The organism is Thalassococcus lentus (assembly GCF_028023555.1).
Taxonomy (GTDB): domain Bacteria; phylum Pseudomonadota; class Alphaproteobacteria; order Rhodobacterales; family Rhodobacteraceae; genus Thalassococcus_A; species Thalassococcus_A lentus.
In genome coordinates this window covers 592,441-617,500 of the sequence record NZ_JAQIOY010000001.1, presented here as the reverse complement: position 1 = coordinate 617,500, position 25,060 = coordinate 592,441, and the positions used below count along the sequence as shown (strand labels likewise).

The window sequence follows — 25,060 nt, the reverse complement described above, 5'->3', positions numbered from 1 at the left end:
GGTTCACATTACTATAAAAGCCGTACTCACGGCCGTTCGCCTTGTTCCAGCTGGTCGGAGGCTCATCGTCAGTCAAGGTGATCCGGACAACGGACTTGATCGATTTGAAACCATACTTCCACGGGACGACCAAACGCAGCGGCGCGCCATTCTGGTTTGGGATCGGTTTGCCGTAGATACCTGTCGCCATCATCGTCAGCGGATGCATGGCTTCGTCGAGGCGCAAACCTTCGACGTAGGGCCAGTCCAGAACCGGGAACCGCGTGCCGGGCATTTCTTCAGGACGCAGTACAGTTTCGAAGGCCACGTATTTTGCGCCGGACTGCACCCCCGCCATGTTCAGCAGATCGGCCAGTTCAAAACCATTCCAAGGCACGACCATCGACCACGCTTCGACACAGCGGAAACGGTAAATCCGCTCTTCGATCGTCATGGCTTCCATGATCTGCGCGAAATCATAATCACCGGGCTTATCGACCAGGCCGTCAATGGTGACCGACCATGGCGTCGTGTTGAGCATATGCGCGTTCTTGGAAGGATCGTCTTTGCCGGTGCCGAACTCATAGTAGTTGCAATAGCTGGTGATCTCATCCCATGCGTTCGGTTCAAGCGCTTCCTGAGCTTGCGCTCGGGGGGCAAGCCCCATCGCAGCGCCCGCAGTCAATCCAGCCAGAATTTGACGGCGGTTCAAAAAGGCCGCCTCCGGTGTTGCATCAGCACGCGTCAGTGTGTTCGTCCAGCGATATGCCATCGGCCTCTCCATTGTTTGCTGCCCAATAGCTAAGGGCGAAACTGTCAGAGACCAAACCACATCGGCTCAACTCCCCGTGGCCTGATTGTAACAAAAGTCGACCACAAAGGCATCTTTGCGGAGCGCAGCCCACTGTCAAAGCATGCTAGGCTTCTGCTTCTGGGAACAACTCGGACATCAAGACACTGCGCCCATCGGGCTGAACCACGCGAACATGCTCGCGTCTCATAAGACGCGGCTCGGCCACACCGACCGAATGCGCAATGGTCTCCACTTCGTGGATCACATCCATCGCATAAGACGCGACGCGCTCCTCCTTGTCCTCAACGACAAGTCCTGCCTGCAGGCGTGCATTATGTGTCGTGATCCCGGTCGGGCAGGTATTTCGGTTGCACTTGAGCGCTTGAATGCACCCAAGCGAGAACATGAACCCCCGCGCCGAGGTCACGAAGTCAGCACCCGATGCAATTGCCCAGGCCACATCACCGGGGTTCACCAGTTTCCCGCTGGCCACCAGCCGGATGCGGTCCTTCAGGCCATGCCGGTTCCGCATCAAGGCAACTTGTGGGAGCGCCTCGCGGATCGACATCCCGACGAGGTCGATCAAAGGCATGGGCGCAGCGCCCGTCCCGCCTTCGCCACCATCTATCGTGATAAAGTCGGGCGCGCTCTCCACACCTCTCTTTATAATGGCGTCAAAAAAACCCTCAAAGCCTTCGACCGCGCCAATAACCGTCTTTATGCCAACGGGTTTGCCGGTCACCTCGCGAACCCGGTGGATCATGTCGAGCAAGTCATCCCAATCGTCGACCTCTGCGTGCCGATTGGGAGAAATGCTGTCCTTTCCTTCGGGGATACCGCGAATACGCGCGATTTCTGCATTAACCTTGCCGCCTGGCAGGATGCCGCCTTTGCCCGGTTTTGCGCCTTGGGCCAGTTTTATTTCGAACATGCGGACGGTTTCGTGCGCAGCCACTTCGCGCAGCTTCTCGTCACTCAGCGATCCGCTTTGATCGCGCACACCATATTTGGCGGTTCCGATCTGAAAGACGATATCGCACCCACCTTCGAGGTGAAAAGGCGACAGACCCCCTTCCCCGGTGTTCAGCCATACCCTGGCTTTCTTGGCACCGCGGCTCAGCGCTCTGACCGCGGGTTTTGAAATGGCTCCGTATGACATGCCGGAAATATTAAAGAAGCTGGGTGCCGCAAAGGGGATACGGGCCCCAGCCCCAATGACCTTGGGCTCAGAGCTCGCGAATTGATCGTCCACCGGCGGGAAAGCTGCGTTCACAAACAATGGCGTGCCGACGACGTTCAGGTTTCGGGTCGATCCGAACGCAACCGTATTGCCGTGACCATGCGCAGCGCGCTCTATCCATTCCCGCTGCGCCCTGTTGAACGGCAGCTCCTCCCGGTCCATTGCAAAGAAGTATTGGCGAAAGAACTCCCCCAACGTTGAAAACAGTTTTCGGAAACGGCCGATCACCGGGTAGTTTCGCCGGATTGCATCAGCCCGCTGGGTGCGGTCCACAACAAACAAGACCAGCGCTGCCAGAACCACCAATCCGATGATCCCGACAAAAACAACGGCCAAGGCCTGCAAGACGTACATGGCGGCGCCCATCGGTTCTCCATTCATATTCGTTGATTTGCATCAATTCGACGCAACGGTTTATCGTTTATCGTGACAACCGATACAAACTTCGGCAACCCAAAGGACATTCACAAATGAAGTATCTCGCGACTGCGCTTGCTTTGCTGGCTGCGCCAGCTTTTGCCGATGGCATCATCACCTATGACACGGACCAGAGTTTTGACGACGTGGTGTTCGGGCTGGAAAGCGCGATCCTTGATGCCGGGCTTGTCATCGACAGCGTATCTCACACCGGCGACATGCTGGAACGAACACGTGCCGATGTTGGCTCAGACAAGGTTCTGTTTGAACACGCTGATGTCTTCAGCTTCTGTTCGGCGGCCATTTCGCGACGGGCGATGGAAGAAGATCCAATGAACATCGTCTTCTGTCCGTATGACATCTTTGTCATGGTACGCCCGGAAAGCCCCGATACAACGACAATCGGTTTTCGCACCTTCCCCGACGGCGCGATGCAAGAAGTGCAGACTTTGCTGGACGACATCGCAAAAGCCGCGATCGGGATCGACTGATACGCCTTCATTGTGTCTCAAAGCGAGACGAATCTTCGGAGCGGCCGGGTCTCTCTAAAAACAATCACCACCGTATCCGACCAACTGATTCAAAGACGGAAACAGAAAAAGTCTAAATTGTGAATATTTGTAGGTTTTTGCCTTATTTCGACCAGATTGTTTGCACAAAGGCGCCCCCATTCCTTACGCTAGGTTAATGGCGTGGGGGCGCCGATAAGAAGCAGGAAATCAAAATGGCTGTCACTTACGGAACTTCTGGCAACGATAGTATCCTTGGTACGGATGTACGGGACGTTATCGCTCTATTGGAAGGCGACGACTATGTAATGGCAGGGAACGGTGCTGACCTCGTTCTCGGTATGTTAGGCGATGATACGTTACTAGGTGGCAACGGCGGCGACGAAATCCTCGGTGGTGAGGGCAATGACTCACTGATCGGGGCGTGCGGGCACGACAGTCTGTACGGAGAAGATGGCAACGACGTTCTGAACGGCGGGAATGCGGACGATCTTCTGGTTGGCGGATTGGGAATGGACACCCTGTTCGGCGGCAACAACAACGATGAACTCTATGGTAATGACTCATCCGATCTGCTGAACGGTGGCAACGGCGACGATGTCCTGAACGGCGGCGCCAACGATGACACGATCATCGGTGGTAAAGACGATGACATGATGACCGGCGAAGACGGTGCCGACACCTTTGTCATCGACGGTTGGAAAACTGGTAACGACACAATCACCGATTTCACCGTCGGCACGGACATTATCGATCTGACGGTTATCGGTGTTTATGACATCGCACAGCTCAACATCGTTGATCTGGCTGGCAGCAGCTTGATCATGCTTGGCAACGGAAACTCGCTATTGCTGGCCGGCGTTGCACCTTCCGAGTTGTCCAACGCAGATTTTGTCCTCGCACCGACACCGGACCCCTTGCTGACCAGCGATGGTGGCGACACCGTGTATGGTACGGACGGAACTGACGTTGTGGACGGGCAATTGGGTTCCGACGTCCTTTACGGTGCCTTGGGCAACGACGTGCTGTCCGGAGGCTCAGGCGAAGACAAGCTCTTTGGGCAAGGCGGCAACGACGTACTGGATGGTGGCTCTGGCCGCGATCGTCTCTATGGCGGCGACGGCAACGACACGATCCTCGGCGCTGCGGACAACGATCTGATCAAAGCAGGCGAAGGTGACGACTCGGCCAACGGCGGCAACAAGAACGACAGGTTGTTCGGCGCCGGTGGCGAAGACACTCTCATCGGTGAAAATGGCAATGACCGGATCTGGGGTGGTGACGACAATGACATCATCGACGGCGGCGCTGGCCGTGACGTGATGTATGGCGATGCTGGGAACGACACCCTGACAGGTGGTTGGGGCAAAGACACCATGACCGGTGGTGCAGGCGAAGACGTATTTATCTTTGAGATGCGCAGCAACGCTGACACGATCACTGATTTCGAAGACGGGACCGACTTGTTGGACTTGCGAGGCTACGCAGCCCAAGGCGTCACCGAATTTGCCGACCTTTCGATTCAGCAGGTGGGCGACGACGTACTGATTACGCTCTACGGCAAAAACTCGATCACGCTGGAAAACACCCTGGTCGCAGACATCGACTCAAGTGATTTCATCTTCTGAGATCATTAGAGACGATGAGCAAAAGCAAAGGGCCCGCCAATTTGGCGGGCCCTTCTCATTAGAGGCTGTGCAAATCAGTGCACCACCGCATCATCCGGCTTGGGCGCGTTGGTTGACCCGACGCGGTCTCCGATGATCAGCCCTTCGCTTCCTGCGCTGACAGTGACGATGTCACCATCTCCAATGTCACCTGCCAGAAGCATTTCAGCCATTGGATCCTGCAAGGCGCGCTGGATCACCCGCTTGAGCGGACGTGCGCCGAACACAGGGTCATACCCCTCATCGGCCAGCCACTTTTTCGCTCCATCATCCAGCTGCAACTGGATTTTACGAGCCGCAAGCCGTTTGAGCAGACGGGCCATCTGGATATCAACGATCCCATCCATGTCTTCCCGCTTGAGGCGGTCGAAAATGATGGTTTCGTCCAGACGGTTCAGGAACTCCGGACGGAAATGCGCACGCACCGCGTCCATCACATCGCGCCGGGCCTGCGCCCCGTCAGCACCTTCTGGGAGTTGAGACAGCGCCTGCGAACCAAGGTTGGAGGTCAGAATAATGAGCGTCTGTTTGAAATCGACTGTCCGGCCCTGCCCGTCTGTCAGGACGCCATCGTCCAAGACTTGCAGCAGAACGTTGAAGACGTCCGGGTGCGCTTTTTCAACTTCGTCGAACAGCACAACCTGATAGGGACGCCTGCGAACCGCTTCAGTCAGAACACCGCCTTCATCATACCCCACGTAGCCAGGAGGCGCGCCGATCAGACGGGCCACTGCGTGCTTTTCCATGAACTCGGACATATCGATACGCACCATGGCGCTATCGTCGTCAAAAAGGAATTCGGCCACCGCCTTGGTCAGCTCGGTCTTGCCCACGCCAGTTGGCCCGAGAAAGAGGAACGAACCAAGTGGCCGGTTCTCATCGTTCAGGCCTGCGCGCGCACGGCGCACCGCATTGGCAACAGCCTTGACCGCCTGCTCTTGTCCGACGACCCGCTTGTGCAGCCCATCTTCCATCCGCAACAGCTTGTCACGTTCACCTTCCAGCATCTTGCCTGCCGGAATTCCGGTCCAGCGTTCAACAACCGACGCGATTTGGTCCGGGCGCACGGCCTCTTCGACCATAACGTCATCATCGCCGCTTTCCGCCTCGGACAGCTGCTTTTCCAGCTGTGGGATTACGCCATAGGACAGCTCACCAGCCTTGGCGAGGTTCCCCTCACGCTTAGCCTGCTCCAGTTCTGCCCGGGCACGATCCAACTGCTCCTTGACGTCACGCGCGGAGGCCAGCTTGTCACGCTCTGCCTGCCATTGCGCCGTCATCTCTGCGCTTTGTTGCTGCAGATCAGCCAGATCCTTTTCAAGCTTATCAAGCCGGTCTTTGCTGGCTTGATCATCTTCCAGACGCAGCGCTTCGACTTCGATCTGTTTTTGCAGGATGTCACGATCCAGCGCATCCAGTTCTTCTGGCTTGGAATCCACCTCCATACGCAACCGCGACGCGGCTTCGTCCATCAGGTCGATGGCTTTGTCCGGCAAGAAGCGATCCGTGATGTACCGGTTCGACAATTGCGCCGCTGCAACCAAGGCAGAGTCGCTGATCCGCACACCATGGTGCAGCTCATACTTTTCCTTGATCCCACGCAGAATACTGATCGTGTCCTCAACGGTAGGCTCTGTGACCATTACCGGCTGGAACCGCCGCGCAAGCGCCGCGTCTTTTTCGACGTGTTTGCGGTACTCATCGAGCGTGGTCGCACCAACGCAGTGCAATTCGCCCCGTGCCAGCGCCGGTTTCAGCAGGTTCGACGCATCCATTGCACCGTCGGCTTTGCCTGCACCAACCAAGGTATGCATCTCATCAATAAAGAGAATGATCTCGCCTGCCGCAGCTGTCACTTCGGACAGAATGGCCTTGAGCCGCTCTTCGAATTCACCACGGTATTTGGCACCGGCAATCAGTGCGCCCATATCCAGCGCCAACAACGATTTGTTGCGCAGCGATTCAGGCACGTCGCCATTCACGATACGAAGGGCCAATCCTTCGGCAATCGCAGTTTTACCGACACCGGGCTCGCCGATCATGACCGGGTTGTTTTTGGTACGGCGGCTCAGAACCTGCATGGCACGACGAATTTCATCGTCCCGACCGATGATCGGATCGATCTTTCCCTCACGCGCCGCTTCGGTCAGATCGCGGGCATACTTCTTGAGTGCGTCATATCCTTCTTCAGCCGAAGCCGTGTCAGCTGTGCGGCCTTTGCGAATATCGTTAATCGCTTCATTCAGTTTTTGTGGACTGACCGCACCGGCTTCCAGCGCGTCCTTTGCCGGGCTCTTCACCATGGCCAACGCCATCAGCATCCGCTCCACAGGAACGAAGCTGTCACCAGCCTTGGTCGCCAGCTTTTCAGCCTCATCCAGCACACGACCAGTCGCAGAATCCATATAGACCTGCCCGGCGTCGCCGCTGACTTTCGGGATTTTTGCAAGTTTGGTGTCCAGCACTTGGACGACACGATCCGACGCGCCACCCGCGCGCTGGATCAGGTTGGAAGCCATCCCCTGATCGTCGTCCAGTAGGGCTTTGAGCAAATGTTCCGGAGCCAGTTTCTGGTGGCTCTCACGCATTGCGATCGTTTGCGCGGCCTGAATGAACCCGCGCGAGCGTTCCGTGAACTTCTCCAAGTTCATGGCGTTCTCCTTTTCTTCAAGCGCCCGCTTCGAATTGGCAACGCCTGCTCAGCAGCACGTCCCGGATCGGGCCTCATGGATGAGATGGTATTTCCTTGGCGCGGATTCAAGAGTTCCGCAAGCAATGCGCCACTCAGGAACGGGACATTTGCACTTATGATCTGGTGAAGCCAGCCTTGACGTTTGCAGCAACCGAGCGCATCACGCAGCGAGCCAGCAAAGGAGCCCGCCATGTCAGATGATCGCCTTATAGTCGCCCTCGATGTTCCCAACGCTCTTGCTGGTCTGGAAATGGCCAAAACACTTGGCGACTCAGTTTCGTTCTATAAGATCGGGCTTGGAATGCTGACGGGCGGTGGGCTGGCTCTGGCCAATGAACTGAAGCAAGAACACGGCAAACGCATCTTTCTGGACATGAAACTGTTCGACATCGGCGCAACGGTCGAAGCAGCAGTACGCGGTCTGGCGCAGTTTGATCTCGATTTTCTGACGGTTCACGGTGACCCCCACGTCGTTCGCGCAGCCAGAGAGGGCGCGTCGAATTCGGACATGAAAATTCTGGCCGTCACGATCCTGACATCGCTGGACCGTGCCGATCTGGACGCTTCACTGATTGAATCAGGCGAGATTCCCGACCTGGTGGCAACCCGCGCTGGCCGCGCCTTTGAGGCCGGGGCAGATGGCGTCATTGCTTCTCCGAACGAAGCGGCGATGATCCGCGCTCTGCCCGAAGCCAACGGCCGCCTGATCGTTACCCCCGGGGTACGTCCAGCCGGCGCCGACAAGGGTGATCAGAAACGGATCGCAACACCGGCAGCCGCCATTCAAGCGGGCGCAGACCATATTGTTGTCGGAAGACCCATTCATTTGGCAGCCAACCCGCGACAAGCCGCTTCTGCAATCGTGGATGAGCTAAAATCCGCCTAAATCCACCCGTTTTCAACGGCTTGCACATCAAACAGGGAACACAGGTATGTGATTCCCCCCTTTCCAACATCCAATGCCAACCCCATCTATAAGTTATCCACAGGCACAAAGCCTTGCCTGGATAGTTTAGTTGAGGAGGCATGAGCATGTCCCAGATCAAAACCGAGATTGGCGAAATCGCCTACAACCCTGCGCTTGAAGCATTTGAAGCGCTGGTCACATTTCACACCATCGCCGGCCCACAGCGCGTCGCTTCTGCATTCCGCGCCACGCTGAACGCCGACTTTGATGTCATCAGCGACGGGTTGCTGCGCGATGCGCTTCAAAACTTCACGCGCTCTGGTGCTCTGAGATCCCGAGTCGCTGTCGCGCCCGAAAAACCACAGCATTCGCTGAGTGAAAATTCACAACTGGCTGCTTGATCCCGACTTTCTTTCAGCCAGCGCATGCTGCCTGAGCGTTGGCATTGGGCATCCCTCTGTTCCCCGGGAATGCCCCAGACTGGCTGGCGCGTCTGTTAGGCGCGCCAGCCTTTTTCGTTCATTGATCTCGGGCCGCATTCCAATAATCTGAAACGATCCGCGCGAAATGAGGAATCGCATTCGGGTGCCCCGCAAACTCGGAAGGCGGCATCACTGCCCAGCCCGCGCCCTCGTTTCCGAAAACCACCTGGTCCCGTATCTCGTGATCCAGATGCGCAGCATAGAAATAGCTGACTCCGGTCTCACCAACCCTGCGGTGTGCGAAAATCGTATCGACCTCGGACACGGTAAGACCCAATTCTTCGCGCAGTTCACGCAACGCGCAGTGCAACGGACTCTCTTGGCCTTCGCGTCCACCGCCCGGCAAATCCAAATAGCCCGGCCATGATATACCCGGAGTATGATCGCGGTGCAGAACCAGAAGGTCCTTGCCAGCAAAGACCATTATTTTGGCCCCAGTGAAGTCTTCGTTGTTCAACCACATGGCTCTGGCCAACCTCTCCCGCTACAATAGTGCCCGAACGGAGCACGCCCAATGCCAGCCCTATGCCGCGATTGCCTGACTGAATTTGACCATGGACGCCGCTGTCCATCATGCGGGCGCCCACGGATCATCGCACATGATGAACTCTGGGATCTGTCCATAGCCCATATGGACTGCGACGCTTTCTATGCAAGCGTGGAAAAGCGCGACAACCCCGAATTGGCCGACAAGCCTGTGATCATTGGTGGCGGCCGGCGCGGTGTTGTTTCGACCGCCTGCTACGTCGCAAGGATCAAGGGCGTTCGATCTGCGATGCCCATGTTCAAGGCGCTGGCTTTGTGCCCCGATGCCGTGATCGTGAGACCTCGCATGTCTGCCTATGCCGATGCCTCGCGCGCCATCCGTTCCATGATGGAGGAACTCACCCCATCCATCGAGCCACTTTCTTTGGACGAAGCCTTTCTGGATCTAACGGGAACCGCAAGACTGCATGGCGCGCCACCAGCCGTCATGCTGGCACGTCTAGTTTCCCGAATGCGCGACGAGCTTGGCCTCACCGGATCAATCGGCCTGTCGCACAACAAGTTTCTCGCCAAAATCGCCTCGGACCTAGACAAACCCCGCGGATTTTCCGTGATCGGAAAGGCCGAAACCGAAGCGTTTCTGCGCCCCAAACCCATTCGGTTGATTTGGGGCGTGGGCGGCGCAACGCAGGATTCGCTCGAACGGGCCGGCATTCGTACCTTCGAGGATCTGTTGCGTTGGGACAAACGTGATCTTGCTGCGCGCTTTGGTTCGATGGGCGATCGGCTTTGGCATCTTGCCCGCGGTCAGGACCGCCGTCGCGTGACGCGCAATGCACCTATGAAATCCATTTCCAACGAAACGACCTTCCACGAAGATACATCCGATCCAGAGTTGCTGGACGGACATCTCTGGCGCATGTGCGAAAAAGTGGCGGATCGCGCCAAGGCCAAAGGTATGGCAGGCCGTGTTGTGACGCTGAAACTGAAGAAATCAGACTTCAAATTGTTGACGCGGCGCACCTCGCTTCCGGATGCAACCCAGATTGCGGACAGGCTCTATCGAACAGCCCGCGCGCTCTTTGATCAAGTGCCCGGGGATGGCCCCTATCGATTGCTCGGCGCGGGTTTATCCGACCTTGTTCCCGAAGATATGGCAGATCGTGCTGGGGATTTACTGGACCCGAACGCGCAGACCCGCGCAAAAGCCGAGCGCGCGACAGACGCCATTCGGGCCAAATTTGGCGACGATGCAATTCTCAAGGGACGGGCCCTGCGGTAAAAGGGCAAGCAGCCCGTTGCTGACAGGTTGCGCTAGAAGCGTTCCGCGCGAACCACTTCGACATCGGCGACCGTTACAACGCCAATATGCTTTTCCACGACAGCAAAGGCCGCTTCCATTAATTCATCCAGACGTTCAGGCCGGATAATGCAAATTACCTGAACCAAACCGGTTCCACGCCCGACCTGCCCTTCTCGGCTCCATTCGCCCGAACGACCGGACCCGCCCATCACCGGCAAGATCGACCAGCCAGTCACACCTGCGCTCTTCAGCGCTTCGGTCAGGCGTCGTTGCATAACGGCTTCGATCGTGATCACCACACGTTTCGCTTTGTGCATCTGCATTGATCAGCCTCCTGTCATCATCTGGGCCACCGACAGGTAGAGCGGAATGCCCAAGGTCAGATTGAATGGGAATGTTATTGCCAAAGACAGCGTCAGGTAAATCGACGGATTGGCTTCGGGAACCGCAACCCGCATGGCAGCGGGCACGGCGATATACGAGGCCGATGCGCTCAGCACCATCAGCAGGACAACGCCGCCCGTGCTAAGTCCCAGCAGCAGACCCACGCCAAGGCCAAGCGTTGCAGAGACGACGGGCATCAGCACACCAAAGGCGATCGCACCCCGATCCAGCACTCTGGCTTCGCGCAAACCACGCCCGGCAATCAACCCCATGTCCAATAGGAACAGACACAGGACGCCCTGAAACGGGTTCACGATGAACGATGCGATTTTTTCCAGACCCTCTTGTCCAGTGATCGCACCAATTGCGAAAGCCCCCAACAAAAGCACAATGGAGCCGTTCAGCAGAATTTCGCGCCAAAGATCGCCCCCCATGTCGGCGCCGCCCTGACCGCGCGAAATCAACCATAGCGCAGATAGGATGGCCGGGGCCTCCATCGCGGCGGCGACCGCCACCATATACCCTTCAAACACGATGCCCGCATCGCTGAGAACCGATGTCGCGGCCACGAATGTTACGATCGAAATGGAGCCGTAGTGCCCGGCAACGGCCGCCGCATCCGTACGCGACATACCGGACAGAACCCTCAACATTCCAAACGCCAAAATGGGCAAGGCGAACGACAGGATAATCCCGGACAGCAAGGTCATACCCAGCGTCAGATCCAGCCCGTGGTCCGCTACGCTGACGCCACCTTTGAAACCGATTGCGAAAAGCAGGTAGATCGACATCCCCTTGGCCACGGCCTCAGGTATGGAAAGATCTGATCGTGCCAAGGCTGCCAGCAATCCAAGAACAAACGAAAGAACGATCGGGGACAAAAGGTTGTCAGCGGCAAGGGCAAGCATGGCAGATCTCCGTTGGCAAACTCGCCGCTACATATTGAGCCTGCCACATGCCTACAAGCAGGATGCGACACTACGTCAACACCGGCCTTCAGAAATGTCGGTTTTGCCCTGATTTCACTCAGACAGGCTGAAAACCATTGGTCGAGGGATCCCACCATTCCAGATCGCCCTCGCCGATGTCGGTCCACAGCCCGTGCAAGGTCAGCTCGCCATCATCAACGGCCTGACGCACAAACGGAAAGCCCATCAGGTTCTCGAGCGAGACAACCACTGCCTCTTTCTCCAGCGCGCCGGCTTGATCCGCTTCGTCCAGATCTTTGATACGCTCGAAACCGGGGCGAAGAATATCCATCCAGCGGCCCACGAACGAGCTCTCTTCCTCCATCGCCGGTGCCCGTCCCTGACACATGTCCAGACAACCCTGAACGCCGCCACACTTGGAATGACCCAGTACGATAAGATGCGTAACTTTCAGCGCCGTGACGGCATATTCAACAGCCGCAGAGGTTCCGTGCTGGTTGCCATCGGGTGAATAAGGCGGGACCAAATTGGCAATATTTCGGTGGATAAAGAACTCGCCTTTGTCCGCTTCGAACAGAGACGTGGCATTCACCCGGCTGTCGCAGCACGAAATGATCATGGCGCGCGGGCGCTGGCCTTCATCGGCCAAGCGGCGGTACCAAGCTTGATTGTCCTTGTAACCAGTGGCTTTCCAGCCGTGATAACGCTGGACAAGAAAAGCGGGCAGCGGGCGCACACGATGCATGGGCAAACTCCGTTCGGTAGTGTCGTTTTTCGTGAGTTACGCGGATTTTTCCGGAAATTCGAGAGAAAAGACCAAAGCGCCTAAACGAAATGAGAACCACCGTGAGGCAAGTTGCCCAAGCCGTGGGGGCAATAGAACTGGGGTGAGCTGTGGACAAGCTTAGTTATTTGATGCCGTCGGAACGTCCGCGCATGGATGCCGGAAAGATCGAAACGCTTTGTGTAGAGATGGGCGCACACGCGGCCGAGGAAATGCTGTGTCGCGCCTTCGAAGACCTGGGCCAACGGTTGCTAGGGCTGCAGGAATTGTCAGATAGGCAAACGCAGGATGAACTGCACAAAGCTCTCAAGGGATTGGCCGCCATTGCCGATCAGATCGGGCTTTGCGGTCTTGCCTGCGTCGCGCGTGACGTCATGACCTGTATCGAATACGGGGATTTGACAGCACAGGCCGCGACGACTGCCCGGCTTGAACGCATGGGTGAACGTTCATTGTCGGCTCTTTGGGATTTGCAGGATCTTTCAGTCTGATCACCCTTGCGGCTGCCGGCGCAAGCTCTAGGCTGGTGCGGCACAGGTGAAAGGATCCTTTATGACACTGTCGTTCGCACCAAAAGATGCAGAGGCCTGGCCGCTGTATGCGCTCGAGCCAGAAGACGTTGACGTATGGGCCGCGCAACAGAACGACGAAACCCAGCGCTGGCTGAAAGCGACCGGGTTTTCCGGCGCGATCGGCTCTGTCGTCCTGATCCCCGGCGCAGGTGGTGCGCCCTGCGCCGCCGTTGTCGGCTATGGAACGGCCGAGCAGCGCAAACGTCATCGTTTTGTGCTGGCCGCAGCAGTTCCAGGCCTTGCACCCGGCACCTATCGGATCGAACAAGGGCCATCACAACAGGACATGGCCAACGAATGCCTTGGATGGCTGCTCTGCGGCTACAGCTTTAACCGCTACCGGGATTCGAGCCGCAAAACCGCGCGCCTTCTGGCGCCAAGGGAAATCGATGCGGACCGGGTTGAAATCATCGCCAATGCCGAGGCGCTGACACGCGAACTGGTCAACACTCCGGCTGCAGACATGGGGCCCGAAGCGCTCGAATTTGCCTGTCACAAACTGGCAGGTCAATTCGGCGCCCAGATCAATGTCACAACGGGTGACGCGCTGCTCGAAAACAACTTTCCCATGATCCATGCCGTTGGACGCGCTGCTGCACAGGCGCCGCGCTTGATCGACATGCGTTGGGGCAAAGATGGTCCGATGCTGACCCTTGTGGGTAAAGGCGTTTGTTTTGATACCGGGGGGCTAAACCTGAAACCAGGCGGCTCGATGGGCCTTATGAAAAAGGATATGGGCGGCGCTGCGAATGTTATCGGGCTGGCCCAAATGATCATGGCACTGGATCTCCCGATCCAGCTTCGCGTTCTGATACCGGCAGTAGAAAACAGCGTTTCGTCGAACAGTTTCCGCCCACAGGACATTCTGACATCGCGCAAGGGTCTGACCGTCGAGATTAACAACACCGACGCCGAAGGCCGCCTCGTGCTCGCCGATGCGCTCGCGCTTGCAGACGAAGAAAAGCCGGACATGATCATTTCCATGGCCACACTCACCGGCGCGGCACGCGTTGCCGTGGGGCCCGATCTGGCACCGTTTTACACCGACGATGAAACTCTGGCGATCGAACTGGAGCAATCGGGAAAACGCGAGGCGGATCCGCTTTGGCGCATGCCGTTTTGGGAACCCTATGAAACAATGATCGAACCTGGCATCGCCGACCTCGACAACGCGCCTTCGGGCGGTATGGCTGGCTCGATCACCGCTGCGCTGTTCTTGCGTCGCTTCATCGATGATTGTCCACGCTACGCGCATTTTGACATCTACAGCTGGCAACCGAGACCCGCACCGGGCCGAAGCAAAGGCGGCTTTGGTCAGGGACCACGCGCAATTCTTGGCGCGCTTGGTCAGGCGCTCGATTTGTAATGGACCGGCGTCTGACGCCTGCAAATGACCGGGTCGCCGCAGAATCTCTGCGCGGTCAGGTCGATGCAGAAACTTTTGTCGAAGGCGAGCTTGCCCATGTGGGTGCAGCGGTGACTGATCTGCTGGCGGCGCCGAATGGTGCTCGTGATCGCCAATGCCTGCCCGGTGCAAATCTTACGGTTCTGGAACGGCGCGACGGTTGGGCATTTGTTCAGACAGGGCTGGATGGCTACGTTGGCTACGTGCCCGTTGATGCTCTGATTCAGATGCCCGCGCCCACGCACACAGTTCAAACACGTGCCACCCATGCCTATACCGAAGCCAATATGAAATCGGCTGATCTGTGCGCCCTGCCTATGGGGTCCAGACTTTCCATTTCCGATCAAACCGGACGCTTTTCGAAAACGCCCTTTGGCTGGGTGCCAACCGATCACCTAAGGCCTCTGGCAGAAGCCGACAAAGACCCGGTTGCCGTGGCCGAAAAACTGCTGGGCACACCGTATCTTTGGGGCGGCAATTCCAGTGCCGGGATAGACTGCTCTGGCCTCGTCCAGATTGGATGCACGTTCATCGGGGTGTCTTGCCCCGGCGACAGCGACATGCAGCAAAACAGCCTTGGCACAACAATGCCGGAGGCGACACCGCCAAAGCGCGGGGATATTCTGTTCTGGAAAGGTCATGTCGCGTGGGTGTCAGACAGCGATACCATTCTGCACGCGAATGCCCACCATATGGCCGTTCGCTTTGAGCCTCTTGGCCAAGCGATCACACGCATAAAAGATCAAGGTGACGGGCCTGTCACACGGCATGCACGATTAGAACCCTGAAAGCTGCACAGGCCTGAAATGGCGCAAGGTTTCTACAGTGAACCCTGCGCCAGATGTGTGTAACTCACTCCGCGGCAGCGCGGCGCGGCAAAACCCAATCTGCCCTAGGGAAATGGCAGGTGTAGCCATTCGGGATACGCTCAAGATAGTCTTGGTGCTCTGGTTCGGCCTCCCAGAAGTCACCCACCGGTTCAACTTCGGTCACGACTTTACCCGGCCACAAACCGGACGCATCCACATCCGCAATCGTCTCAAGGCTCTCGGCGCGTTGCGCTTCATCGACATAGTAAATCGCTGAGCGATAGCTCATTCCGATGTCATTGCCCTGTCGATTTGGCGTGCTGGGATCGTGGATCTGGAAAAAGAATTCCAGCAACCGGCGAAAACTGATGCGTTCCGGATCAAACCAAATCTCGATTCCCTCGGCATGCGTTCCGTGATTGCGATAGGTCGCATTGGGCACGTCCCCACCGGTATAGCCCACACGCGTCTTTTCCACGCCATCCAGTTTGCGGATTAGATCCTGCATTCCCCAGAAACATCCACCAGCCAAAACCGCTCGTTCCAGACTCATGCCACATCCTCCACTTGGTTCAGGTATTCGCCATAGCCTTCCGCTTCCATGTCATCACGATGCACAAAGCGAAGCGAGGCCGAATTGATACAATAGCGCAGACCGCCGCGATCCACTGGACCATCAGGAAAGACGTGGCCCAGATGGCTGTCGCCATGGGTGCTGCGCACTTCGGTTCGGATCATCCCATGGGATGTATCCCGCAACTCATTGATATGCGCCGGCACAATGGGTTTGGTGAAAGACGGCCAACCGCAACCGGATTCATATTTGTCCGAACTTGCAAACAGTGGCTCGCCAGAGACCACATCGACGTAGATACCGGGTTCCTTGTTGTCCAGATATTCGCCTGTGCCAGGCCGCTCGGTCGCGTCCTGTTGCGTCACGCGGTATTGTTCAGGTGTCAGGGTCTCGATCACCTCGGGGCGCCGTTCATATTTTGCCATGACTTTCCTCCATTTTGCCGTGCTCTATTAGGTGGGGTTTCCGGGCCACAAGGCAATGGCTGTGACAGCCTGCTCGCTATTGAGTGAGCGGTGTTGCAGCATCATTGATCGGCCTGCCTTGGCACCCCATATCAACAGGACAGAGCGTTTCCTTCTCCCAAGGCAGCCTCTGGAAAGGCGCGGCGCTTCGCAGCACGCGCCTTTCACCGCGAACACCTAGATGTCACCTGTGATCCGTGGGCGACCCGACGCTTCTGCCAGAACGGTCGCCTCAATGAAGACCTGTCTGCCTTCGGTTTCAGCCTGCCTGATGTCCCGGGCCAAACGCACCGTGACATCTGTCGCGCCAGCGGCTTCTGCGGCAGCGCGGGCGTCTGTCTCCAGCGCATGCTCCAAGGCTGAAATCGCCAGTTCAGCATCCCCAAAATCTTGGGGACCATCAGCGAGATGCACCCTGTAGCGGCCCTCGGACGGTGCAGTCACAACGCCCTGCCGCCGCATTGCCACACGGCCAACCACGGCACCGATTGCATTGGCGACACCGGCAAATTCGGGCAATTCGACGGTTGCGTTCAGGCTGTCTGCAACGGCTGGATAATAACAGCCTGCCGAGGCGCCAAGCCCGATGACAGGAACCGCAAGCTTGGTTTGAACGGCAACCAAACCCTGATGTCCGCGCAATCCCGACTGCATAAGGGCGTGCCGCGCCAGATCCGCCGGTGCATCCTCCCAGTCTTCTTCGGCAAAAGCCGATTCAAGCAAGGCCAGGCCGGTTGAGCGTGTCATTTCGTCAACGATGATCTGCGCCAACCCGGCAGCGTCCGCAGCCAATCGCTCGCCATTGCCCATGCGGCGCCGTGCCATAAGAGCCAAAGCCATTTCCGAGGCTTCGGCATTCCATGTGTTTACGCGTCCCAGCACATGGGCAGCATCGGTGGGCGTGACCCCAGCGACTTGTACCAACCCACGTCCAACCAACCGCTCCAAGGCCTGCACATCAATGCGCATCCGCAACACCGCTCCAAGCGGCTGCACGTGATCTCCGATCCGTTCCAGCAAAGCGGTGTCCCGGCTGTTCAAACCCGCTGTGTCCTGCCCCGGCACGGCACGCACGAATCGTCCGTCGTATTCCCCAGGCAGTGGCGCGCGGGTTTGTGTGTCCAAAGCAGAGCGCACAACATCCGGCGCTTCGGAGGCGATCAAGGCAATCGGCACCAGCCGACGCGGCCCAAGCCGCACTCCGCCCTCAAGACCTTCGCTGCGGGGACGCACTTCGGAATCGCCGCCCAGCCCATGCGTCCGCATCGCGACCGCCTCAACCATCGTGCGCCATGGGCCAACCCGTGCACCCTGGGGATCAATCGCAGGGCGTCCATGACGCAAGAGCGCGATGTCTGTTGTCGTGCCACCGATGTCCGACACCAAGGCTTCGTCGGCGCCGGTCAACCAACGCGCGCCAACCAAGCTCGCTGCTGGCCCGCTGAGAATGGTTTCAATCGGGGCAACCTGGGCCTGCTGCGCGCTCATCAGCGCGCCATCCCCCCGCACAACCATCAAAGGTGCGTTTACGCCGATGTCTTTCAGAATATCCCCGGCCCTCAAGATCAACCGGTGTGTCAATCCAATCAGACGCGCGTTCAAAAGAGCTGTCAGAGCACGCTTGGGTCCACCCAGCTTGGCTGACAACTGATGCGACGCCGTAACAGGGCATCCAGTCTGCGCGCGCAAAATTTCGGCGGCCCTGACTTCGTGTTCCGGGTTCCGGGTCGCGAACTGCGCCGCTACGGCAAACCCACTCACTTGCTGTTCTGCCGCCCAATCACGCAAAGTGTTTTCGTCCAATGGCGCAATTTGGGCCCCGTCATGCCCATGCCCACCCGCAATCACCAAAGCCGGATCACCGCCCAATGCCTGTGTCAATCCGTGGGCGTCCAGATCGTTTTCCAAAAACCCGATCAATACCAGCCCGACGCGCCCTCCTTGTCCCTCGACCAGCGCATTGGTGGCCAATGTTGTGGACAGTGCCGCCATTCCAATTTCCGCTGGTGTGACGCCGGACTCGGCCAGCACAGCCTGCACAGCCGATCCGATTCCGATAGCCAGATCGCCCCGCGTTGTCAGGGATTTTGCACTGGCCAGAACATGCTTTTCGTCGCGGATCAAAACCGCATCGGTATAGGTCCCACCTGTGTCAACGCCCAGCGCTATGCTCATATACTTGCCTCGTGTCTTTCGCTGGCGTGTGATGGCAGGGCACGGCCCCTCAGGCGCGCTCGTTTCCGACGCTTTGAAGTCGCTTCACCGCCCAACGCGCTGCATCTGCTACGGCGTAGTCTGCATCATCTAAAAGAGCACCGGCAACCGGGGCCAATGCAGGTTCTTTCGAATTGCCGATAGCGTAGAGCACGTTGCGAACAAATCGATCTCGTCCAATGCGTTTGATCGGCGATCCGGAAAACATGGCACGAAACTCACCGTCATCCAGTGCCGCCAGCGTGGCCAGCGAAGGGGCGCGCAACTCCGGCCGGGCATGATACTTTATCTCGGCCGCCTGTGAGGCAAACTTGTTCCAAGGACAGACCGCAAGGCAATCATCACAGCCATAAATGTGGTTGCCCATAGCACTGCGCAACGCCTCATCAACCGGGCCACGATGCTCAATGGTCAGATAGGAAATGCACCTTCGGGCATCCAGCTGATACGGCTCTGGAAAGGCATCTGTCGGGCAAACATCAAGACAGGCCCGGCATGACCCGCAATGATCCACTTCGGGCGCGTCCGGCTCTAGCTCCAAGGTGGTAAAGATGCAGCCCAGAAAGAACCAGCTTCCCAGCTCACGGCTGACAACGTTGGTGTGCTTACCCTGCCAACCCAGACCGGCGGCCTGTGCCAGTGCTTTTTCCGGCACGGGCGCTGTATCGACGAACACCTTGATCTGTATATCTGCTCCACCCTGACCGCTGGTCGGCTGGGCCGTGTCGATCAACCAGCGGCCCAATCGTTTGAGCCGCTTTTTGACAACGTCATGATAGTCTCGATTCTGCGCATAGATACTGATCGCACCCAATTCAGGCTTTGCCAGAATATCCAGCGGATCGTGATCGGGCCCGTAGTTTTCCGCAAGCATGATAACCGATTTAGCCTCAGGCCACAGCACATCGGGTGCCCCGCGCCAGTGCATACGATCAGCCATCCACGCCATTTGACCGTGGCGCTCGGCGCGCACGAAAGCCTGCAATCGATCCATCACCTGCGGAACAGCATCCGGACGGCAAATGCGAGCCGCCGAGAAACCTTCGTCTAGGGCTTGCTTCAACAGACGCGACTTAAGGTCGTCCGTTGGAGCGCCCTTTTCACCACGAGTCACGGACAGCTCCACTGAGCCAACCATCGGAGCACAGCGTCGGATGGGACGGCGGGCGGGGCGCATTCAGCTCCGCTGAACAGCGCCGTTCCGACGGTCTAGAAATCGAGGTCGGCATAGTGTGGCGGCGGTGGGAAACCCGAAACCTGATCCGCAAGAATGCTGCGGAATGCAGGGCGCGATTTGATCTTGGCGTACCAGTCCTTGACGATTTCGGATCGGTTCCAGTCCACATCCGAAATATAGTCAAGCGAGCTGAGATGCGCCGCAGCGGCGAAATCCGCCAAAGTCATGGAATCACCGGCCAGCCAACGGCGGTGATCCAGCAACCAGGCCATGTAATCCAGATGGTACTTGATTGCCTTGGCACCGGCTTTCACGTTCCCGCTGTCCGGAAAGCCCGCTTTCATGACCTTCTTGTTCACGCGTTCGTACAATAGCTTGCTGGTCACTTCGTTGTGGAACTTGTCATCGAACCATCCCACCAAACGACGCACCTCATAGCGCGCTTCCGCACTGCGCGGCATCAAGGGCGGCTCGGGATGCTTTTCTTCGATCCATTCGCAAATTGCAGCGCTTTCGGCCATGGTTTTGCCGTCGATCTTGAGAACCGGAACTTTGGCCGCGGGATTGCGGCGCAGGAAATCCGTATCCTTTTCCCAATAGCGCTCTTCGACCAATTCGCATTCAATCTTCTTCTCAGCAAGGCTGAGTCGCACCTTGCGGCAGAAGGGGGACAACGGAACGTGGTAGAGTTTGGCCATCGAGACCCTCAAGAAATGCGTATTGCCCCTACTAGACGCGATTGCACCGTGGTTTCAACTCCAAAGCAGAGAGCACCCTACCCCATGCAACAAACCGCTTGAGTGCGCGGCCCCGCCCGGACAGTGTAAGCACACAGCATCATCTGAAAGAGCAAACCATGTCGTCTGATCCTTTTTTCCATCCGGTTTCTGGCTTTGACCTGCCCCGGTTCGCCGGTGTGCCGACGTTCATGCGCCTGCCGCACGTCGCGCCCGGGCACGACCGTTTTGAAGAGGTGGACATTGGGGTCATCGGCGTTCCATGGGACAGCGGAACCACGAACCGACCCGGGCCTCGCCATGGCCCCCGCCAGCTCCGGGATGCCTCCACGATGATCCGTGCGCAACATGCATCCAACGGCATGCGTCCGTTCGAGATGGTCAACTGTGCCGATCTTGGTGATGTCGGTCCGAACCCGGCCGATATTCAGGACAGTATGGCCCGCATCACCGCATTTTATAATGAGGTACGCGTTGCCGGGATTCGCCCCCTGACCGCAGGCGGAGATCATCTGACCTCCCTGCCGGTCTTGCGCGCGCTGGCAAAGGACGGACCGCTTGGCATGGTGCATTTCGACAGTCATACCGATCTGTTCCACAGCTATTTCGACGGCACCATGTACACCCATGGCACACCGTTCAGGCGCGCTGTCGAAGAGGGTCTGCTTGATCCCAAACGTGTCGTGCAGATCGGCATTCGCGGCACCATGTACGACCGCGAAGATCGCGATTTTGCCAAGGCCGAAGGTATCCGCATCATAGAGATCGAGGAATTCTTTGACCGTGGCATCCCTGACGTGATGGCCGAAGCCCGGGAAATCGCTGGCAAAGGTCCAACCTACGTCAGCTACGACATCGATTTCGTCGATCCGACTTTTGCCCCCGGTACCGGCACTCCCGAAGTGGGCGGTCCCAACAGTTATCAGGCACTGCAAGTATGCCGCGAATTGCACGGTCTTAATATCGTCGGTGCCGATATGGTTGAGGTATCCCCCCCGTTCGATGCCAGTGGCAACACGGCTTTTCTGGGCGTATCGATCATGTTCGAATTGCTTTGCGCCATGTTGGCGCGTCCCTGATCGCTGTCATCAGGCCGAAGGCAGGGCCGAACAAAAGGCCCAGCGCGCGCTGACTAGTCCACCGCGCGGATCAGCTTGCGCTCCAGCACCCGCAGCACGGTCCGCAGGTCATGCCCACGTTTGAGCACCTGCCCTTCCATTCCGATGACAGCGTATTCGCCCTGCCGGCCGCGCAGCTTGGGGCGCTTTTCAATCCGGTAAAGCGGATTTTCTGCCGTACGCCGGAAGACGGAAAAGACAGCAACTTCGCGCAGCGACGAAATTCCATAGTCCCGCCATTCCCCGGCGGCAACCATTCGCCCATAAAGCGAAAGGATGACACCCAGTTCCTTGCGGTGAAAGGAAACCACCGGCTGCGCCACGTGGCCCTGCGGAAACGGAGTAAGGCTGTTCATTCTGCCAGAGTTGCGCCGACGCGGAGATAAATCAAGCAAATAGGCACCTGCAGCCGCTTCCAAACATACTTGACCAATTGGTCGGCTTTTTGCACGCTCGCGACTGGGAGGACATTCAATGACACCGCAAGAACGCGCACAGCGTTCGGCTGAAGCCCTTTGGCAAGGGGATCAGGCGAGCCAACAATTGGGCTTGAAAATCGCCGAAGTGAGCCCCGGCCGCGCTGTGCTGACCATGCGGGTCGAAGATCGTCATTTGAATGGCCATCGGATTTGTCATGGCGGCTTCATCTTTACACTGGCCGACAGCGCATTTGCCTTTGCCTGCAATTCCTACAACAAACTGACCGTGGCTCAGGAAAACCAGATCACCTTTCTGGCACCCGGCAAAGCCGGCGAGTTATTGACCGCAACCTGCACAGAACAAGCACTGACAGGTCGATCCGGGGTCTATGACGTGACGGTCACAGGCGAAGATGGACGACAAGTTGCCCTGATGCGTGGCCTGTCCCGCACAATCAAAGGTCAGCTCTTCGAAGAACCTGACACCACAGGAGAAAACAATGCGTGAAGCGTGGCTTTGTCAGGGGTCGCGCACCCCAATCGGGCGCTACGGAGGGGCATTGTCCTCTGTAAGGCCCGACGATCTTCTTGCCGGGGTGATCCGCGCAGTTGTGCCTTCAGGGGTGCCCATAGATGAAGTGATCATGGGCTGCGCCAATCAGGCTGGCGAAGACAATCGCAACATTGCGCGAATGTCCGCGCTTCTGGCCGGTATCGGGGAAGAGGTGCCCGGCGTGACGGTCAACCGCCTTTGCGGCTCGGGTCTGGATGCTGTGGCTATGGCGGCACGGCAGGTGAAATGCGGCGAGGCTGAAATCGTACTGGCCGGCGGTGTCGAATCCATGTCGCGCGCGCCTTTTGTCATGGGCAAGGCAGATACCGCGTTCTCGCGGCAGGCGGATGTCTTTGACACGACGATCGGCTGGCGCTTCGTAAACAAGGCCATGCACAAAGAGTTCGGCACGGATTCCATGCCGGAAACGGCGGAAAACGTGGCAGAGGATTTCAATGTATCCCGACAGGATCAGGATGCCTTTGCCTTGAGATCACAAGAGCGGGCCGCGGCCGCCATTGCCTCTGGCCGTCTGGCGCGGGAAATCACGCCTGTCACGATTCCCAAACGCAAAGGTGACGATGTTGTTGTGGACACGGACGAACACCCTCGCCTGACCACCTTGGACAAACTCGCCAGTCTGCGCGCGCCCTTTCGCGACGGCGGGTCTGTAACTGCCGGGAATGCCTCGGGCGTCAACGACGGCGCAGCCGCCTTGATAATTGCCTCCCCAGAAGCCGCGGAAAAACACGGGCTTTCGCCCGTTGCGCGCATTCTGGGCGCGGCTACAGCAGGTGTGGCACCGCGTATCATGGGTTTTGGCCCGGCACCTGCATCACGCAAGCTTCTGGGCCAGCTTGGCTTGTCGATCGGTGATATGGACGTGATTGAACTAAATGAGGCATTCGCAGCACAAGCGCTTGCCGTGACCCGTGATCTGGGCCTGCCCGATGACGCGCTTCATGTGAACCCCAACGGCGGCGCGATCGCCCTTGGACATCCATTGGGAATGTCCGGTGCCCGTCTTGCTCTGACTGCGGGCCACTCGCTTCAACAAACGCAATCACGCTATGCTTTGTGCACCATGTGCATTGGAGTTGGACAGGGCATCGCCCTTGTCATGGAACGGCTTTGACGGAGAGACGACATGGAAGATCTCACGCCCCCGAAATCCTCGTTGGATCCGATTGAGATTGCCTCGCGCGATGAAATCGCGACGTTGCAATTGGATCGTATGAAATGGTCGCTGCGCCATGCCTATGAAAACGTGCCGCACTACAAGGCAAGTTTTGATGCCGCAGGCGTGCATCCGGACGATCTGCAAGGTCTCGAAGATCTCGCAAGGTTTCCCTTCACCGTCAAAACAGACCTGCGGGAAAACTATCCCTTTGGAATGTTCGCAGTGCCCCGCGAACAAATCGCGCGGATTCACGCGTCGTCTGGGACAACCGGCCAGCCAACTGTTGTGGGCTATACAAAACGCGATCTGGATACATGGGCCAGCGTTGTTGCGCGATCCTTGCGTGCATCCGGCCTGAAGCCCGGAGACATCCTGCACAATGCCTATGGGTACGGGCTGTTTACAGGCGGTCTTGGCATTCATCTTGGGGCGGACAAACTGGGTTTGTCCACGGTGCCGATTTCCGGTGGCATGACCCAAAGACAAGTGCGCCTGATCGAGGATTTTGGCGCGACAGGCATTACGGTCACGCCCTCCTATTCATTGTCCATTATCGACGAATATGCGGCCCAGGGGCTGGACCCGCGCAAGTCCCCGCTCAAGGTCGGGATCTTTGGCGCAGAGCCTTGGACCAACGCGATGCGACGTGAAATCGAAGACGCCTTCGACATGCACGCAGTGGACATCTATGGACTGTCAGAAGTTATGGGCCCCGGCGTCGCCAATGAATGCGTGGAAACCAAGGACGGGTTGCACATCTGGGAAGATCATTTCTATCCCGAAGTCATCGACCCGGAAACCGGAGAGGTGCTGCCAGATGGCGAATTGGGCGAACTGGTCTTTACCTCTCTGACCAAAGAAGCCTTTCCCATTATTCGCTATCGCACCCGCGATCTGACCAGACTGCTGCCCGGAACCGCACGGTCAATGCGGCGGATGGAAAAGGTGACAGGCCGCAGTGACGATATGATCATCCTGCGCGGGGTTAATGTTTTTCCAACACAAATCGAAGAACAACTGATGACGGTTCCAGCCCTCGCGCCACACTTCCAATTGGAACTGAACCGCGTGGGCAACAAGGATGAAATGCGCGTCAAAGTCGAGAGCATGCCCGAGGCCGGCGTAGGCGATCCTGCGCAGGAACTGGCCAGCAAGATCAAACAGGTTGTCGGTGTTTCGGTTGCTGTGGATTTGCTGGAACCCGGCGGCGTGGCGCGCAGCCAGGGCAAAGCGGTTCGCATCGTCGACAACCGGCCCAAAACCTAG

Annotated in this window: 25 protein-coding genes (1 of these 25 cut by a window edge); 12 read left to right on the top strand and 13 right to left on the bottom strand. The window is 57.8% G+C overall.

Translation table 11 applies throughout. The annotated features are described in order from the left end of the window. A protein-coding gene (gene msrP, locus PFY00_RS03000) for a protein-methionine-sulfoxide reductase catalytic subunit MsrP (RefSeq protein WP_271431027.1) crosses the window boundary here: on the bottom strand, positions 1 to 751 show its 5' portion. The gene continues 152 nt to the left of window position 1, outside the view; 751 of the gene's 903 nt are visible here — the first part of the coding sequence; its start codon is at positions 749 to 751; its stop codon lies off the left edge, out of view. Positions 752 to 896: 145 nt separating this feature from the next. Continuing rightward, positions 897 to 2,378 (bottom strand): FMN-binding glutamate synthase family protein, encoded by a 1,482-nt coding sequence (locus PFY00_RS02995; protein ID WP_271431450.1) that lies wholly within the window; start codon positions 2,376 to 2,378, stop codon positions 897 to 899. 104 nt (positions 2,379 to 2,482) lie between these two features. Between PFY00_RS02995 and PFY00_RS02990 the strand changes: the two genes are divergently transcribed. Continuing rightward, on the top strand, positions 2,483 to 2,920 hold the full coding sequence (locus tag PFY00_RS02990) for a DUF302 domain-containing protein (protein ID WP_271431026.1): 438 nt from the start codon (positions 2,483 to 2,485) through the stop codon (positions 2,918 to 2,920). A gap of 233 nt (positions 2,921 to 3,153) precedes the next feature. Further along, positions 3,154 to 4,566 (top strand): calcium-binding protein, encoded by a 1,413-nt coding sequence (locus PFY00_RS02985; RefSeq protein ID WP_271431025.1) that lies wholly within the window; start codon positions 3,154 to 3,156, stop codon positions 4,564 to 4,566. Between the two features lie 74 nt (positions 4,567 to 4,640). Here the strand turns inward: PFY00_RS02985 and clpB are convergent, their stop codons facing one another. Beyond that, complete coding sequence (gene clpB / locus PFY00_RS02980; RefSeq protein ID WP_271431024.1) at positions 4,641 to 7,256, bottom strand: ATP-dependent chaperone ClpB; 2,616 nt, start codon at positions 7,254 to 7,256, stop codon at positions 4,641 to 4,643. 231 nt (positions 7,257 to 7,487) lie between these two features. Between clpB and pyrF the strand changes: the two genes are divergently transcribed. Both pyrF and PFY00_RS02970 read left to right on the top strand, forming a co-directional pair. Continuing rightward, positions 7,488 to 8,183, top strand: coding sequence for an orotidine-5'-phosphate decarboxylase (gene pyrF / locus PFY00_RS02975; protein WP_271431023.1), 696 nt, complete (start codon positions 7,488 to 7,490; stop codon positions 8,181 to 8,183). 146 nt (positions 8,184 to 8,329) lie between these two features. Next, complete coding sequence (locus PFY00_RS02970) at positions 8,330 to 8,605, top strand: hypothetical protein (protein ID WP_271431022.1); 276 nt, start codon at positions 8,330 to 8,332, stop codon at positions 8,603 to 8,605. A 118-nt stretch (positions 8,606 to 8,723) separates the two neighbouring features. Here PFY00_RS02970 and PFY00_RS02965 read toward each other — a convergent pair whose 3' ends face one another. Continuing rightward, positions 8,724 to 9,149: an NUDIX hydrolase gene (locus tag PFY00_RS02965; protein WP_271431021.1), complete on the bottom strand. Its 426-nt coding sequence runs from the start codon at positions 9,147 to 9,149 to the stop codon at positions 8,724 to 8,726. 51 nt (positions 9,150 to 9,200) lie between these two features. On the opposite strand from PFY00_RS02965, the gene PFY00_RS02960 reads away from it, so the two are divergent. Then, positions 9,201 to 10,454 carry a DNA polymerase IV gene (locus PFY00_RS02960; protein ID WP_271431020.1) on the top strand — a complete coding sequence of 418 codons (1,254 nt, stop codon included), beginning with the start codon at positions 9,201 to 9,203 and terminating at the stop codon, positions 10,452 to 10,454. A gap of 32 nt (positions 10,455 to 10,486) precedes the next feature. Here PFY00_RS02960 and PFY00_RS02955 read toward each other — a convergent pair whose 3' ends face one another. The 3 genes from PFY00_RS02955 to PFY00_RS02945 form a co-directional block, all read right to left on the bottom strand. Beyond that, positions 10,487 to 10,798, bottom strand: coding sequence for a P-II family nitrogen regulator (locus PFY00_RS02955; protein WP_271431019.1), 312 nt, complete (start codon positions 10,796 to 10,798; stop codon positions 10,487 to 10,489). Positions 10,799 to 10,801: 3 nt separating this feature from the next. Continuing rightward, a complete protein-coding gene (locus PFY00_RS02950) occupies positions 10,802 to 11,767 on the bottom strand; it encodes a sodium-dependent bicarbonate transport family permease (RefSeq protein ID WP_271431018.1) in 966 nt (321 codons plus the stop codon). Positions 11,768 to 11,885: 118 nt separating this feature from the next. Then, positions 11,886 to 12,533: a carbonic anhydrase gene (locus tag PFY00_RS02945; protein ID WP_271431017.1), complete on the bottom strand. Its 648-nt coding sequence runs from the start codon at positions 12,531 to 12,533 to the stop codon at positions 11,886 to 11,888. Between the two features lie 149 nt (positions 12,534 to 12,682). On the opposite strand from PFY00_RS02945, the gene PFY00_RS02940 reads away from it, so the two are divergent. The 3 genes from PFY00_RS02940 (at position 12,683) to PFY00_RS02930 (ending at position 15,337) form a co-directional block, all read left to right on the top strand. Continuing rightward, positions 12,683 to 13,063 carry a hypothetical protein gene (locus PFY00_RS02940; RefSeq protein ID WP_271431016.1) on the top strand — a complete coding sequence of 127 codons (381 nt, stop codon included), beginning with the start codon at positions 12,683 to 12,685 and terminating at the stop codon, positions 13,061 to 13,063. A 61-nt stretch (positions 13,064 to 13,124) separates the two neighbouring features. Beyond that, positions 13,125 to 14,510 carry a leucyl aminopeptidase family protein gene (locus PFY00_RS02935; RefSeq protein WP_271431015.1) on the top strand — a complete coding sequence of 462 codons (1,386 nt, stop codon included), beginning with the start codon at positions 13,125 to 13,127 and terminating at the stop codon, positions 14,508 to 14,510. Continuing rightward, positions 14,510 to 15,337, top strand: a complete 828-nt coding sequence (locus PFY00_RS02930; protein ID WP_271431014.1) for a C40 family peptidase — start codon at positions 14,510 to 14,512, stop codon at positions 15,335 to 15,337. Before PFY00_RS02935 ends, PFY00_RS02930 begins: the two co-directional genes overlap by 1 nt. Positions 15,338 to 15,401: 64 nt before the next feature. Here PFY00_RS02930 and msrA read toward each other — a convergent pair whose 3' ends face one another. The 5 genes from msrA to fzlA form a co-directional block, all read right to left on the bottom strand. Beyond that, positions 15,402 to 15,911 (bottom strand): peptide-methionine (S)-S-oxide reductase MsrA, encoded by a 510-nt coding sequence (gene msrA / locus PFY00_RS02925; RefSeq protein WP_271431013.1) that lies wholly within the window; start codon positions 15,909 to 15,911, stop codon positions 15,402 to 15,404. Continuing rightward, complete coding sequence (msrB, locus tag PFY00_RS02920) at positions 15,908 to 16,357, bottom strand: peptide-methionine (R)-S-oxide reductase MsrB (protein ID WP_271431012.1); 450 nt, start codon at positions 16,355 to 16,357, stop codon at positions 15,908 to 15,910. Before msrB ends, msrA begins: the two co-directional genes overlap by 4 nt. Positions 16,358 to 16,573: 216 nt before the next feature. Further along, entirely contained in the window at positions 16,574 to 18,571 is a 1,998-nt protein-coding gene (locus tag PFY00_RS02915) for a hydantoinase/oxoprolinase family protein (RefSeq protein ID WP_271431011.1), read from the bottom strand. A gap of 49 nt (positions 18,572 to 18,620) precedes the next feature. Continuing rightward, on the bottom strand, positions 18,621 to 19,724 hold the full coding sequence (gene queG / locus PFY00_RS02910) for a tRNA epoxyqueuosine(34) reductase QueG (protein WP_271431010.1): 1,104 nt from the start codon (positions 19,722 to 19,724) through the stop codon (positions 18,621 to 18,623). Between the two features lie 95 nt (positions 19,725 to 19,819). Beyond that, on the bottom strand, positions 19,820 to 20,485 hold the full coding sequence (gene fzlA, locus PFY00_RS02905; protein WP_271431009.1) for an FtsZ-binding protein FzlA: 666 nt from the start codon (positions 20,483 to 20,485) through the stop codon (positions 19,820 to 19,822). 158 nt (positions 20,486 to 20,643) lie between these two features. Here fzlA and speB point away from each other — a divergent pair, with 158 nt between their 5' ends. Next, entirely contained in the window at positions 20,644 to 21,603 is a 960-nt protein-coding gene (gene speB, locus PFY00_RS02900; protein ID WP_271431008.1) for an agmatinase, read from the top strand. Between the two features lie 53 nt (positions 21,604 to 21,656). Here the strand turns inward: speB and PFY00_RS02895 are convergent, their stop codons facing one another. Next, positions 21,657 to 21,998 carry a DUF2794 domain-containing protein gene (locus PFY00_RS02895; RefSeq protein WP_271431007.1) on the bottom strand — a complete coding sequence of 114 codons (342 nt, stop codon included), beginning with the start codon at positions 21,996 to 21,998 and terminating at the stop codon, positions 21,657 to 21,659. A gap of 118 nt (positions 21,999 to 22,116) precedes the next feature. On the opposite strand from PFY00_RS02895, the gene paaI reads away from it, so the two are divergent. From paaI to paaK, 3 genes are read left to right on the top strand one after another with little or no spacing between them, the layout of a single operon-like run. Continuing rightward, positions 22,117 to 22,569, top strand: a complete 453-nt coding sequence (gene paaI / locus PFY00_RS02890) for a hydroxyphenylacetyl-CoA thioesterase PaaI (protein WP_271431006.1) — start codon at positions 22,117 to 22,119, stop codon at positions 22,567 to 22,569. Next, a complete protein-coding gene (pcaF, locus tag PFY00_RS02885) occupies positions 22,562 to 23,749 on the top strand; it encodes a 3-oxoadipyl-CoA thiolase (RefSeq protein WP_271431005.1) in 1,188 nt (395 codons plus the stop codon). Before paaI ends, pcaF begins: the two co-directional genes overlap by 8 nt. 12 nt (positions 23,750 to 23,761) lie before the next feature. Further along, complete coding sequence (paaK, locus tag PFY00_RS02880) at positions 23,762 to 25,060, top strand: phenylacetate--CoA ligase PaaK (protein WP_271431004.1); 1,299 nt, start codon at positions 23,762 to 23,764, stop codon at positions 25,058 to 25,060.